The organism is Acinetobacter qingfengensis (genome assembly GCF_008693185.1).
Classification (GTDB): domain Bacteria; phylum Pseudomonadota; class Gammaproteobacteria; order Pseudomonadales; family Moraxellaceae; genus Acinetobacter; species Acinetobacter qingfengensis.
Window position 1 is genome coordinate 388,154 of the sequence record NZ_VXKN01000001.1, and the last position, 12,830, is coordinate 400,983.

Genomic DNA, 12,830 nt, shown 5'->3' on the forward strand with positions numbered 1-12,830 from the left:
TGTCAATTTTAGTTCTATCACCAAAAAGGTAAACAAGAAAAAAGGTTGTTTTTACATTACCTAAAAGGTAATATTTGGATTGATAGGTGAGGATCAATCCATGAAATTTAGAGATTTCGTACTTCAGCAAAGCCCAAAACAATTAGAGCAATATGCAAAAGAAGCAGGAACTACAGTCGGTTATATAAAGACTCATTTGCTATATGGGTACAAAGAACCACGTAGAAACCTTAGAAAAGCTTTGTCTACTGCGAGTAAAGGAAAAGTCTCTGAAGCCGAAATTCTTCAACATTTTGGTTTATATCCAGTCTTAAACGATTACAACCAAAATAGTAATAAAGTACCCATCGAATAAAAACGTTCAAAGGAACTCGATATGAACATATTAGATGCTGCTTATAACACTGTGCATGACTACAAAGGCGGCGCATCAGCACTTGCTCCACGTATGGGCATCAAAAGTCCTGCCGTGCTTAATAGCAAGGTCAACCCGAACACACATACCCATCACATCACACTGCTTGAGGCAGTCAAGCTGATGGAGATTACAGGGGACTACCGGATATTGCAGGAAATGTGCGCCCGACTGGGCAAGGTGGCAATCGACCTACCAGATATCCCCGAGAGCAAACGCGATACCAGCCTGATGGACACCTTTTTATATCTGGCCATACACAAGGGCAATGTATCTAAAGCCTTTAGGGAAATGATGGCCGATGGCCGGATTACGCAGGGCGAGGCGCTGGATATGTCACGAGTCATTCATGAAATGCATGTGGCACTGGCCAAACTCGACAAGCAGGTGCAGTCATGCATGAACAAATAAGGAAAAGCTTATGAGCTTAGACGCAAGTATTTGGGCGTGGAAGGCTCAAGTCAAAAATTCAAGCCAGCGACTCGTGTTACTCACACTGGCAGACCGTGCAGGGGAAACACACCGCTGCTACGCCAAGTATCAGGTACGTGAACAAACCGCAAATCACGACAAGCAGGTTAGACGCCAGCAGGGTGTAGCTAACCAGCTCACCGACAAACAAATCACAGCTTTCTCCCAAAAACTGGCACACCATCCCGAGTTTGCAGGGTTCTTTGCCTACGCCGGCGAAAGCTACGAGCAACTGGCGGCACGAATTGCCATGAAACTCTCAGATCCTGTGCAGGCCAAACAGTGGGAGCGATATCTCAAGCAGGTCGGGTTTAAGGGCTCGTTGCAGGGGGCGGCATGACATCCATGAGCCTTGCTGAATACCGTGAATTATTTCCAGTGAAAAAAACAAAACGCCGTTCAGCAAAGCAGGGTACCAGACAGCCAAGTGAAGGCGAGAATGTACTGGCAACACACCTGAGAGCATGCAGAATCAGCTTTGAGCAGGAATATAGATTCCATACAAAACGAAAATGGCGGGCAGATTTTTGGATTACAGGTACAAAAATTTTGATAGAGGTTGAAGGCGGGATCTGGAGCGGCGGACGCCATACACGAGGCAAAGGTTATATCGGGGATATGGAAAAATACAACGCAGCGGCAATGATGGGTTTTACAGTTTTACGATTCAGTACAGCGCAAGTTAAATCAGGTTTAGCGGTACAGCAGATAGAAAAAATGATTGGGGGATTCAATGACACTAATGATCGATAAGAAGCATATTATGCAAACGGTGGACTGGTCCCGATTTGATCTGGAAGGCTGGCTGTACCAGTTTGGTGCATGGCTGGATCAGAAAAGTTTTACCGGTGCTCCCAGTGGCGCATACAGTAATCCGATAGCATCGGCCATGATACAGGCAGAAAAGCAGCGGCGTTTGAAACGGCTGGGTAAGAAAAAACAACGCGAGATCATTGCCAGTTACTTTGCAAGTGAGAGCGAACCGTACCGAAAGCATAAGTCCAGAATCAAGTGCATGATCAATGATAATGAAGCACGAGCGGTACAGCGCCTGATTCTCGATTTGACTGGCCAGAGTGAAATTATAGACGACTGGATGGACGCGTTAATTGACCGTTACTTTCGCGGGCAATCGTGGTCAGAAATGACAAACGATCAACGTACCCAGAACGATGCCAGACAGGACATAAAATGCGGTCTGGCAGTGTTGCATTGTAAGTATGGGTTTATTGGGTATATGGTTAATCTCTAAAAGATTAATCATATATCTCTGGTAAATTTTGTATTGATATACTTACAATACTTTCATCGGATGGAATTTTGAAATAAGCAAAATAAGGAATACTTTTTTCTTTAACAAATTGAATGCTGTTTAACTTATCTGAGAAATCATTAGGCTGATCACTATAGATTTTTTTATTATGGTGATCTGTTGATGTTGTTAATTTTACATCGTATTTATATGGTAAGGGTTCTTTTCTAGAGTGCATGTTTATTTGAATAATAATTTCTTGAGTTTTTTTACTCTTTTTTGAACTTAAGATAAAAGCAGTTGTATTGTATTTGCTACTGAAACTTGGTATTTCCTCGAGTATATATGTTTTCTTTTCATCTTCTTTTAATGCTATAAAATTACTAAATATTTTATTTGCATAAATACATTTATCTTTTCCACAAGCTAGCTGATACATTTTTTCTTTATCTTTTAATATATAAACACTGCTATTTAAGACTCTAGACAGTGAGGCTTCTTGTCCCTGAACTGAGAAGTCTGACAATCTAAGAAAAAAAAGCATAAGTGAGATTAATAGAGTTATCATTAATAGATATGAAATTAAAAGGTCGTTATGAAAACCATGAAATAAACCAACTTTCTTTTTTCTTCTCGAATCGAGTATATATTTTCGTAATACTCTATTTTTGGTGCCTTTGAAGTTGTTTTTATTAAAATCTGAAGGATTATTTAAGAATTCACAAAACAATAAATAGGATATTTCATACTCTTTTTTATTAACTTTAAGTCTTGCTATAAAATAAATTATGCATACAGCTAAAATTATGTATTGAGGAATACCTAGATTTATCAGGAATCCTTCATAAACATAATCTGTGAAATCGAAACCAATATTTGTGGTTTCATTACCTGTTTTATAGATTGCTCCATCGATAAATATTCTGCCACTTAAGTAAAGATATCCTAAATATATTGTAGTGATAAAGGCTAAATCAATTTTTATATCAGTATGTTTCATCATGTTTATAAAGTAAATATTTTAAGGGTTGTTAAATGTCTCGTTTAAAGCCTGCTGAACTGCATCAATTCTGGCTTTGCAGGCTTTGTACGCCGTCATTGATTCCTCGACAATCTTCATCAGGTTATCAATGTCCGGCTCTTCCTGAGACTCCAGTAGCTCGGCATTTTTCTTCAAAATATCGTAGCCATCCTTGAATGAAAGCTCTTTTTTAGTCATGTCGAATTACCTTTTTGACGTCTGCCTGAATAAATCCATCCTGAAGCTCAATCTCAATGGATGAATCAGTGATCTGTTGAACGGAACGAATAGCCAGATTGTTGCTGCGGACAATGGCATAACCTTTACCCAGCACATGTTTGGGGTTTTGAATCAGTGTTTCCCTGATCAGGCTCTCGATATGCGAAGATGCCAGTTTAAGCTGATACTGTGCAAAGTAGCGCGTACTTTCCATTAGAGTATCAATATTTTTATGAGCTTCACTGATCCGGCTGGTGGTCAGCGTTTTAATCATGTTCATGTACTGATCATTCTGACTCTGATAAGCACTGATCTGATTTTGAGAAAGTAACTTGATCGTCTGCAAATGATCCATAACTTCACGTGCACGTTCCTGAATCAGATTGCGAATACCACCGATTACCTTGCTGGGTGTATCGAAAGAGCGGTGTGCAATCTCGTCCAGAATAGTCCGGTCTTTCTCATGGCCAATACCAACCCATACTGGTACTGAGCGCTTGCAGAGCAAGGCGGCCAGATCATAGTCATTCAGATAGGCCAGATCATTTACGGCACCACCGCCACGTATGATCACAATCAGATCTGGCGGATCCTTATAATCACTTGCCCATTGCTTTAAACCAGAACTTATAACACTCTCAGGTGCGGTATTACCCTGAAAGGTAGCACTGTGGTAAACAAAATGGCATACGCCGGCCTGATCCAGTACATCGGCATCTTTCTTGAAGTCACCCAGACCTGCCGCATTGAGTGGAGCAATAACCAGAACGCTTTTAATATCGAAAGGTGCAGGCAAAGATCTGTTTTTATGGAGAAGGCCTTCTTTATTTAACCGATCAACAATTTGCTGATAACGTCTGGCAATATCGCCCAGTGTATAACTTGAATCGATATCCTCGACATTTACTGAAAAGCCATACTGTGGATCAAAACGTGCCTTAATACGGATCAGTACGTTGAGATCTTTAGAAAGCTCAATACCGCTTTCCCGCTCAAACTTCAAAACAACTTTGGCGGCAGTAAACTTCCAGATCGTCGCCTTACAGCTTGCAATTATCTTGTCGGTATCTTCTTCTTTTTCGGCAAGCTCAAGATAGTAGTGGCCGCCCTTAATAGTCAGGTTGCGTATCTCGGCCTTTACCCATACAGGCTCATCGAAAGTCATTTGTATGACTTCCCTTACTGAGGCAAGATACTCGTTAAGTGATAAAGGGTGATCTGACATTAATCGTTATAGTGATTGACTGAAAAAGCAGTATAAAACCTAAGGGTGAGAGAATAAACATTTACCATCGCTATAGCTGTTCTACCCGTCAGGCAAATGCTTTTCATCCAGATATGTCTTTAAAATATCAAGAGGGTCAATATATATACAGTGGATAGGAGGAAAGTAGTCATCCTGAAACTGTCTTGAACATTCGTCCAGCATTTTTATGCTGTCGAAAAATTTCTGCTTTCCTGGAAAAATCATACTGTTCCTGATCTGGTATCCCTCAAACTGGAAAAGCTGGGAGAGAGCCTTTTCATAAAAAAACTGCTTTACCAGATCAGACCAGCCGGGAGAGCTGGAAACCTGGGTTGCATCGTAGTACTTTGCATCCATTACATGAAGTGATCTGTCTTCACGGTTCTCAATGACAATATCTGTTCTCATGCCCGATCGACTGGCAATATGAGAATTTCCATCATTATCCAGAAAAACCGGTTTTGGCAGATATCTGTTGATGTCAATAACGTTGCGGAAACACCTTGCGAGCATATGTTCCCATGCCACATGAAAACGTGTGACCCCGATGACCATATTCATGTCCTGATTTCCCTTCAGGGCCTCAAGAAAATCTATAAGCTTTCCCAGAAGGAGTGTATGGCGATCTGCAAAATGCTTTCTTGCCTCGTGCTTCAACAGGATGATCTGAGCCCTGACGGCCAGTCCGGATTCACCGTACTGTAGGAGTGAATAAGGTACCGCATTTTTACCACCAAACAAAAAACCGTATCTCGAATAGATCCGGGCAAGAATGCCTGCATGAATCCTTGTTATTTCAGAAATGCTGACAGTTTTCTGTCTGCCGAATACGTCAAGATAAACCGGATTGCCTTTAGCATCAGGATAGGAAACCGACCGGTTAAGTGTTCTTTTCCAGTCAGTCTTACCTGTATTCTTTCTGGACAGTATCTCTTCATCCCTGAATATACCGTGTTGCTGGAAGTCTGATATCAGGTACCGGAAAAGCTCAAGCTTGTCGAAACCCATTTCATCTGCACCATCTTCAGGGCTATGGACTTGGGTTCTCGAAAATCTTGCAAATTTTAAAAGAGACTGCATGAGAAGGTTACAGTATATTTCCGGTTTCAGCAGGATCTCATAAATGTCCGACTTGCGTGGAAAGAAAAAATAGTTCCTGCCCTCATGGCAGACAAGTCCGCAGAATGAAACTTTCATTCCATTAACAGAGCTGACTAGTCCCTTATCCCTTATAAAACTTGCGATCCTCGGAGGAAGTTGCTCTACAGGCATCCTGTCTGTGAGGTATTCACTCTGCGCCAGAATGCTATTCACCAGTAATGCCTTCCGTTTCGCCTGGTAGTACAGCTATAAGTTTTTCCTGCAACTGGTTTTGAAACCTGTCCGAGAAAATAACGGCTTTACGGCTGTAATGCTCAACGAGTGAGCCAAAAGTCCGGATGTCCGGATGAAAAAGGACAGTCCGTTCCGTGTGTCTCAACACATCATCCCATAGATACATCAGTACTTTCCCGGTCAGGGTTTTCTCTGAACTTTCAGGACTGGCAATCTCTTCTGTAGTCACAAACCATGGACCAAGATGCCGGTCTTCCGGGATTGCTTCGGCAGAGAGAATTCTGTTCACCGACTGTGCAAAATCAGACCAGCTGATCCGATGCTCTTTATCCATTGCAATGATTTCAAAAGACCCTTCTGGAGAGTTCGAAAAATTAATCGGTATATAGTTAAATTTCCATCGACGCTTGAAAGCAGTATCCAGTGGCATGACAGCCTGATCGCTGCTGTTCATTGTTGCATAGATGCTCAGGTTCGAAGGGATAAAAAGCTTGTTGTCAGGAAATTTGCCTGAAAGTTCCGTATTAAAGATCTGTAAAAGATCCTTATCATTGATATCGATGGTATATGAACTTCTTCCATCAGCATTCCTGTCTAGAAGCTGGAAAAGCTCACCAAAAACTGCAGCAGCCGGCGCGCGGTTGATCTCTTCAATAATCAGGTAGTAATGCTGCTCAGGATCATTCATAGCCCTGATAAGTACTTCGGTAAAAGGACCTTTCCTGAAACTGTACTCAATTCCGTCATCACCCATTGAGGGTTTGATACAGCCAACAAAGTCGCTGTACTGCGTTTCAGGATGAAATACTGTTCTTATTGAGTTATGAGGACCTGTTTTTTGATCTATTGCAAAACTTTTTCCGGTTCCTGGTGCGCCGTAGTAAATGATGTTTTCGCCTGTTCCTTTACTATCAATTTCCGTTGTAATTTCATGAAAAGAGATACTGGCTGTGTAGTTATGCACCTGTCTGTTCAGAAACGCTATTGTATTATTTAAGTAGGTTTCAGTGAGGGGCATTTGTTTTTCAACATAAGCGATATTATTTACAGCGCACAAAACTTTATGTACGACTGAATATAAAGGCAATGTCTGTACAGTAGAAAGAGCATTTACGACAGGATCAGTTAGATAATTTGAAAAAGCATCTCGCCATTGTTTCTCAATATAATTCGAGATAACTTCAAATTCACTGAAATTGTTTTTAATATCTATCAGTGTTTTTTCTAGAGAAAATAATGAAATTTCAAATTCTTTCTTTTCACCACGCCGGCCAGTATTCGAAAATCTAAGAGATGGCCAACTGGGAACTCTATTTAGATCCATTCCACTTTCATAAGTAGATATTTTGTGAATAAGGTCATCTATTGTATGGATCATTATAAATCCTGTTAATCCTGATTGCGCATTAATGACTATCGTGGTTTAATAGCCGGGTCAAAAAGCGGATAAGTTATTGTGAAGTACGTTGATCTCGATTCATCTTATATCAGACAAAAAAGAAATAACATGGGGTTATCCCTTAAAGAGTTCGCATTGCTTCTCGATATGAAAGAGAATGGTGAAAGAACAGTCAGGGGCTGGGAAAGTGGCGAGCACGTACCTACAAAAGCCAAATGGGAGCAGATCATGGCCCTGCCAGACAAGGCTCCATTCAGGGAGCATCCTGACCAGAAGCATAAGTTCACCTTTATTGACCTTTTTGCCGGTATTGGCGGAATTCGTTTACCTTTTCAGAAATTGAAAGGAAAGTGTGTATTCAGTTCTGAATGGGACAAGTTCGCACAGAAGACCTATGCTGCAAATTTTGGTGAATTGCCGTCAGGTGACATTACACAGATTAAAGCAGCTGACATTCCTGATCATGATATTCTTCTGGGAGGCTTCCCGTGTCAGGCTTTCTCACAGGCAGGCAGACGTCAGGGCTTTCAGGATACCCGTGGTACCATGTTCTTCGAGATTCAGCGCATTCTCGTAGAAAAGCGGCCAAAAGCATTCCTGCTGGAAAACGTAAAGCAGCTGCAGGGACATGACAAAGGGCGCACACTCCAGACAATTCTGGAAATTTTACGTGGTGAGTTTGATCAGAAACAGAATCTGGATGTAACGCTTTCTGATGAAACCAGAAAAGCACTCTCTGAAAAACTGAACTACTGGGTTGATGTCAAGGTACTACGTGCAGCGGATTTTGGTGTACCACAGAACCGTGAGCGTGTTTTCCTAGTAGGTTTTGACCGAAAATACTTTGGTGAAGAGTGCGATTTTAAAGAACTTTTCAGCTGGCCTGTTCCTCCAAAGACACAGACACGGCTTGGCGATATCCTTGAAGATGTATCCAGATTCAAGAATACTGAAGATGTGTATACGATTTCCGACCGTCTATGGGAAGGTCACCAGCGCCGCAAGGAAGAACACGGAATCAAGGGTAACGGATTTGGCTATACACTTTATACAGGCGATAGTCCGTATTCCAATACCTTGAGTGCACGCTACTACAAGGATGGATCGGAAATCCTCATTTCACAGGCCGAGCATGGCAAGAACCCCCGTAAGCTGACGCCACGTGAGTGCGCGCGCCTGCAGGGATTCCCTGAGAACTATATAGTCGATGCAGTTTCACATGGACAAATCTATAAGCAGTTCGGCAATTCTGTATGCGTAAAGGTTATTGAGGCTGTAGCCGGACAAATAATTAGCTGTCTTGATAAGGCTGAAAAGATTGTTGCAGAGAGACAGCTAAAACTATTCTAGTTTGCTATCCCATGTAAGTGAAAACTCGGTTTCACTGAAAAATGGAGAGTTATCTCCCTTTTTCAGTTCATCATTGATTCATCTATCTCCAGAAGTGGTTCGGTACCAGCTAGCCATGCTGTAAGTATTTCCATAAGTAGTGCAGGATCCTTTCTGGAACGGCGTATTGCACACTCCCATATAGTACATATTCTCCAGCCACTATCTAAAAGCAGATGCATGGCTTTTATGTCATTTTCCTGATTTCTGGAAATTTTTGCTTCCCAGAATTTGGTACGGCTGGCAGGTAACTTGAATAATCTGCAGTTTTGATGACCATGCCAGAAACAGCCATGTATAAAAATAATAGCCTTGTATTTAGGCAGTACGATATCAGGTTTACCTGGCAGATCCTTACGATGTATACGGAAGCGAAAACCTCGTGCATGTAGAAGACTGCGCACCATTAATTCAGGCTTGGTATTCCGTCCCTTGATATTTGACATCATACGGCTACGGGTTTCACGATCTACGACGTCAACCATATTGCTTTATGAACCATAACTGGGTTTTATCCATAATATAATGTTAAGAGATATGCTTTTATGCATGAATTAGGTTTAAGTATTGAAAACTTGACCCTGCGCAGGACAAGTGCTATTTTGATCTTATAGTGGTCGAATTATAAGTAAATGGCCAGAACTGAAGCCCGCATATGCGGGCTTTGTTGTTATTTGGTGGCTTAATTTTTTATATTGGCCTTAATAACAGTTAAAGATTGTCTCCTGTGCTATAAGTCGATTCCGTTATCTATTTTAAATAATCAAATGAGACTGAATGGATGATGAAGATGGTTATGAGTGGTGTGAGCTAATATTTGCTGTAGCACTGGAGCAATATAAACCGTCGGAATATGAAATAGATAATAAGCTTAAATTTTTTGCCTTAGTTTTAAAGCTATTTGTGGAGATGCGCAAAGAAGAGGCAATTATCGAAGTCAAAACTGTTAATGTTAAATTTAAGTTTAGATCTAAGAGTTATGCTTTCTGGGTTTTTGGAATACCAAATTATGAAGATCGAAATCTCTATTTGGCATATTTGAAAAGTCAGTTAAGCAAGTTGCTAGATTGAAAAAAAGCTCATCATTTGATGGGCTTTTTTGTTGGCTAGAAACGCCAACGAATTCAAAATAGGCATCAGAAAAAAATTGACTGTAATTACTATTAAATATAATGTATTTATTTTGTTTCTTTAATACAATGAACTACGTAATTATGAATAAATATCTAAATTTAATTTTTGCAGTAACAACAGTCTCTTTAACAGGTTGTGCTCAAATGGTTCCAGCTCAAGCGACAAAACTAAATACTGGTAATTATATGATACAAACTACTTCGAATATATTTGGCTCAAATCAAGCAATGGAAGATAAAGTTAATAAAAAGGCTGAGTTGGTTTGTGAAGGTAAAGGGTTTAGTGAAGTTGGTAATAATTTGCAAACCCATAGTCAGACGATATATATGTCTCAGGTAGTTACTACAGGAAGCTTTAAAGTGTTAAACAAGACAATTAAATGCAACTAGAAATGTATTAATTAAAATCAAAATCCACTTCGGTGGATTTTTTAATGAACTAAATTTATGAACATTGCTACATACAAAGCCAAAACTAAAAAAGCGCCGTTTGTATCTGAAAAAAATACAGCTGCAAGTTGTGGGACGTGTTTGATTAAGTAGAGCCTTCGAGCTCTTTTTTTGACTATTTACGTTGACGTACGTTGACAGGTGGATATTTATGGCAGCCCTCAGAAAAGAGGTGAAACTCTTTATTGTACGGTCACTTGCTGTATTTAATACACCAGAAGAAACAGCAAAGCTCGTCAACGAAGAATACAAGGATTTAAATGTCTCTCGGCAGCAGTGTGAAAGATATGATCCAACCAAAAGAGCGGGGCAAGATCTAAGCCAGGAGCTGAGAAAAGAGTTTGAAGCCACACGTAAAGATTTTCTGGCCAAACCAGAAACAATCCCAATCGCAAATTTGGCAGTGCGGTTGCAGCGCTTAGAAAATCAATACCAGAAGCACAGTAAAAACCGGGTAGCTGCTTTAAATATTTTGCGACAAGCTGCTGAGGATGTAGGCGGGAAGTATACAAACAAAACTGAGCTTACCGGCGCAGGTGGAGATCCACTCAATCCCGAACCAGTCACCCATGTTGTTGCAACGCCTGAGCAGATAAGGCAGGTGTTAAATGAACTCGAAGGTAAGTACTAGCCTGCTTGAAATGCAGTTGGAACGTGAGAAATGCGAGCAAGAACACTTGTTCTTTACACGGCGTTTTTTCATGCCCCGCATGGGCTTTAAGTTTTCAGTCAATTGGCATCATGAATACATCGCCTGGGCGATTGACGAGGTAATTGCAGGCCGGATTGATAATCTGGTCATAAACGTTCCACCTGGTAGCGGTAAAGTGGGAAGCACCGGAACTGATCAAGCAAGCCAAGTTATTTATTAACAGGCACAAAGAAAGCAATACCGAAATCGGCAAGCTGCGTTATATGGCCATTGAGGATAAGTCCTCAGGTACCACGCTGATCCAGACCATTTCCAGACAAACCACCTTACCGATCCGTGCAATTCAGCGAAGCACTGACAAGCTTACGCGGACCATGGATGTGGTGTTTTATGTCGAAGACAAAATGGTCATGCTACCAGCGGAAGCGCCATGGCTACTGAACTACATTGAAGAAATTGAAGGACTCACCGCAGACATGACACACGATCATGATGACCAGTGGGACCCGACAATTGACGCAATCAATGACACTGTGGCCAAAAAGCCGACTGTATTTGATTAGAGGTATTTATGGCAAAAGAAAAAAAGAATGCTGAAGGCACACTCAAAATAATCGTCGCAGATGCTGTCAAAAAAGCGGTCGATGCAATCGGCGATGCAGGGGCATATACCAATTTTGTGTCAAATATTGGCACATCGAGAGATAAAGCGGCCCATGATCGCATTCCGCTATGCCGATGTAGTGAATGAAGAACCGCAAAGTATTCTACAGGAAATTTATGAGGATCTGCTTGATCATGCCGCAGTAAAAAAAGGCACTGCCAGTCTGGTCCATGAATCCAAGATTGATGTGATCAGGACGCCAAATCTGGTCGATAAAATCAAAGAAGATATGAAGGCAGTTGCTGAGCGTTTTCTAAGCGTGGGTTTACTCAAAAGCCTGAACGGCATGCTGGTACTCGACAAGGATGAAGAATACGACTCGAAGACGTATAACTTTGCCGGACTACCTGACTTGATGAGTGAGTTTTCAATTCAAACGGCGGGTGCTGCTGAAATTCCTTAAGCGTAAGCGGGGCCGTAAGGCAACCAAGCCAAGATCTGTAAAAGTAAACCGCCGTCTTGAGCTGTACTACACGCGCCAGCTTCTTGTCATTTCAAAATACTGTCAGGATCAGACCAAGGAAATCGTACTACCCACGGTTGGCCAGAATATCGGAGATAGCTGGATTACCGATATCTTTGCCAAACTTCGTGAGAAGCTGGTGAAGTACACCACACAGGTTTCCCGAACACTGGCAACTAAAGTGGTGCAAGATTCACAAAAAGAAGTGGATGCCCAGATTGCAGAGCATACCAAATCGATCATTGGTGTGGATCTCACGCCGTTATATCGGGCTTCTGACATTCAGGATGTTGTGGATACCAGTATTGCGGCAAACGTGGCCCTGATTAAGTCTATTCCAAATCAGTATGTAGACAAGCTTGAAGCCTTGGTGATGAATGCCTTTCAAACAGGGCAGACCAATGAAGATCTAGCCAAGGCAATTGCCCAATTAGGACAAAGCACAGATTCACGTGCTCGGCTGATTGCTGCGGATCAGATGGGTAAGGTGAATGGCCAGATCAATAAAGCGCGTCAACTTTCCATGGGTGTTGAAACGTATGTCTGGCAAACTGCTAAAGATGAACGGGTAAGGAAGGATCATCAGCACAAACAAGGTAAAACTTTTCGTTGGGATGATCCGCCTACAGGTGGACATCCAGGTGAACCCATTCGATGCCGTTGTACTGCGTTGCCAAATTATGAGGATGTCCTTATTTAAATTTTTATTTATTAGTAAGTT

The 12,830-nt window shown here is 41.5% G+C and carries 17 protein-coding genes and 3 pseudogenes; 14 read left to right on the forward strand and 6 right to left on the reverse strand.

Annotated features, from left to right (window positions below; genetic code table 11):
• Positions 1-100 precede the first annotated feature (100 nt).
• From F4V57_RS01650 to F4V57_RS01670, 5 genes are read left to right on the forward strand one after another with little or no spacing between them, the layout of a single operon-like run.
• Positions 101-355 (forward strand): hypothetical protein, encoded by a 255-nt coding sequence (locus tag F4V57_RS01650; protein ID WP_070069862.1) that lies wholly within the window; start codon positions 101-103, stop codon positions 353-355.
• 21 nt (positions 356-376) lie between these two features.
• Entirely contained in the window at positions 377-826 is a 450-nt protein-coding gene (locus tag F4V57_RS01655; protein ID WP_070069861.1) for a phage regulatory CII family protein, read from the forward strand.
• A gap of 10 nt (positions 827-836) precedes the next feature.
• Positions 837-1,226: a hypothetical protein gene (locus F4V57_RS15075; protein ID WP_070069860.1), complete on the forward strand. Its 390-nt coding sequence runs from the start codon at positions 837-839 to the stop codon at positions 1,224-1,226.
• Positions 1,223-1,639 (forward strand): DUF559 domain-containing protein, encoded by a 417-nt coding sequence (locus tag F4V57_RS01665; protein WP_070069859.1) that lies wholly within the window; start codon positions 1,223-1,225, stop codon positions 1,637-1,639. The genes F4V57_RS15075 and F4V57_RS01665 overlap by 4 nt, the downstream gene beginning before the upstream one ends.
• Entirely contained in the window at positions 1,620-2,138 is a 519-nt protein-coding gene (locus F4V57_RS01670) for a hypothetical protein (RefSeq protein WP_070069858.1), read from the forward strand. The genes F4V57_RS01665 and F4V57_RS01670 overlap by 20 nt, the downstream gene beginning before the upstream one ends.
• Positions 2,139-2,142: 4 nt before the next feature.
• Here F4V57_RS01670 and F4V57_RS01675 read toward each other — a convergent pair whose 3' ends face one another.
• The 5 genes from F4V57_RS01675 to F4V57_RS01695 all read right to left on the reverse strand — a co-directional run bounded on the left by F4V57_RS01675 (position 2,143) and on the right by F4V57_RS01695 (position 7,337).
• Complete coding sequence (locus tag F4V57_RS01675; RefSeq protein WP_070069857.1) at positions 2,143-3,141, reverse strand: hypothetical protein; 999 nt, start codon at positions 3,139-3,141, stop codon at positions 2,143-2,145.
• 18 nt (positions 3,142-3,159) lie between these two features.
• Positions 3,160-3,357: an exodeoxyribonuclease VII small subunit gene (gene xseB, locus F4V57_RS01680; protein ID WP_004938247.1), complete on the reverse strand. Its 198-nt coding sequence runs from the start codon at positions 3,355-3,357 to the stop codon at positions 3,160-3,162.
• Complete coding sequence (gene xseA, locus F4V57_RS01685) at positions 3,350-4,603, reverse strand: exodeoxyribonuclease VII large subunit (protein WP_070069856.1); 1,254 nt, start codon at positions 4,601-4,603, stop codon at positions 3,350-3,352. Before xseA ends, xseB begins: the two co-directional genes overlap by 8 nt.
• An 81-nt stretch (positions 4,604-4,684) precedes the next feature.
• On the reverse strand, positions 4,685-5,938 hold the full coding sequence (locus F4V57_RS01690) for an LlaJI family restriction endonuclease (protein ID WP_070069855.1): 1,254 nt from the start codon (positions 5,936-5,938) through the stop codon (positions 4,685-4,687).
• Positions 5,931-7,337: an McrB family protein gene (locus F4V57_RS01695; RefSeq protein ID WP_070069854.1), complete on the reverse strand. Its 1,407-nt coding sequence runs from the start codon at positions 7,335-7,337 to the stop codon at positions 5,931-5,933. Before F4V57_RS01695 ends, F4V57_RS01690 begins: the two co-directional genes overlap by 8 nt.
• Positions 7,338-7,415: 78 nt before the next feature.
• On the opposite strand from F4V57_RS01695, the gene dcm reads away from it, so the two are divergent.
• Complete coding sequence (gene dcm, locus F4V57_RS01700; RefSeq protein WP_205634526.1) at positions 7,416-8,708, forward strand: DNA (cytosine-5-)-methyltransferase; 1,293 nt, start codon at positions 7,416-7,418, stop codon at positions 8,706-8,708.
• A 62-nt stretch (positions 8,709-8,770) separates the two neighbouring features.
• Here dcm and F4V57_RS01705 read toward each other — a convergent pair whose 3' ends face one another.
• A complete protein-coding gene (locus F4V57_RS01705) occupies positions 8,771-9,232 on the reverse strand; it encodes a very short patch repair endonuclease (RefSeq protein WP_070069852.1) in 462 nt (153 codons plus the stop codon).
• 292 nt (positions 9,233-9,524) lie between these two features.
• Between F4V57_RS01705 and F4V57_RS01710 the strand changes: the two genes are divergently transcribed.
• From F4V57_RS01710 to F4V57_RS01735, 8 genes and pseudogenes are all read left to right on the forward strand, one after another.
• Positions 9,525-9,818 (forward strand): hypothetical protein, encoded by a 294-nt coding sequence (locus tag F4V57_RS01710; RefSeq protein WP_070069851.1) that lies wholly within the window; start codon positions 9,525-9,527, stop codon positions 9,816-9,818.
• Positions 9,819-9,961: 143 nt separating this feature from the next.
• On the forward strand, positions 9,962-10,270 hold the full coding sequence (locus F4V57_RS01715) for a hypothetical protein (RefSeq protein WP_070069850.1): 309 nt from the start codon (positions 9,962-9,964) through the stop codon (positions 10,268-10,270).
• A gap of 211 nt (positions 10,271-10,481) precedes the next feature.
• Positions 10,482-10,961 (forward strand): DUF2280 domain-containing protein, encoded by a 480-nt coding sequence (locus F4V57_RS01720; protein ID WP_070069849.1) that lies wholly within the window; start codon positions 10,482-10,484, stop codon positions 10,959-10,961.
• Positions 10,939-11,157: pseudogene (locus tag F4V57_RS15080) on the forward strand (phage terminase large subunit); the annotation flags it as partial. The gene F4V57_RS01720 and the pseudogene F4V57_RS15080, both read left to right, overlap by 23 nt.
• Positions 11,156-11,545, forward strand: a pseudogene (gene terL / locus F4V57_RS15085) (phage terminase large subunit); the annotation flags it as partial. The pseudogenes F4V57_RS15080 and terL, both read left to right, overlap by 2 nt.
• An 8-nt stretch (positions 11,546-11,553) precedes the next feature.
• Positions 11,554-11,733, forward strand: coding sequence for a hypothetical protein (locus tag F4V57_RS14855; protein ID WP_070069848.1), 180 nt, complete (start codon positions 11,554-11,556; stop codon positions 11,731-11,733).
• Positions 11,699-12,046 (forward strand): annotated as a pseudogene (locus F4V57_RS01730) (anti-CBASS protein Acb1 family protein); the annotation flags it as partial. The gene F4V57_RS14855 and the pseudogene F4V57_RS01730, both read left to right, overlap by 35 nt.
• Positions 12,006-12,809 carry a phage head morphogenesis protein gene (locus F4V57_RS01735; protein ID WP_141729230.1) on the forward strand — a complete coding sequence of 268 codons (804 nt, stop codon included), beginning with the start codon at positions 12,006-12,008 and terminating at the stop codon, positions 12,807-12,809. The pseudogene F4V57_RS01730 and the gene F4V57_RS01735, both read left to right, overlap by 41 nt.
• Positions 12,810-12,830 lie beyond the last annotated feature (21 nt).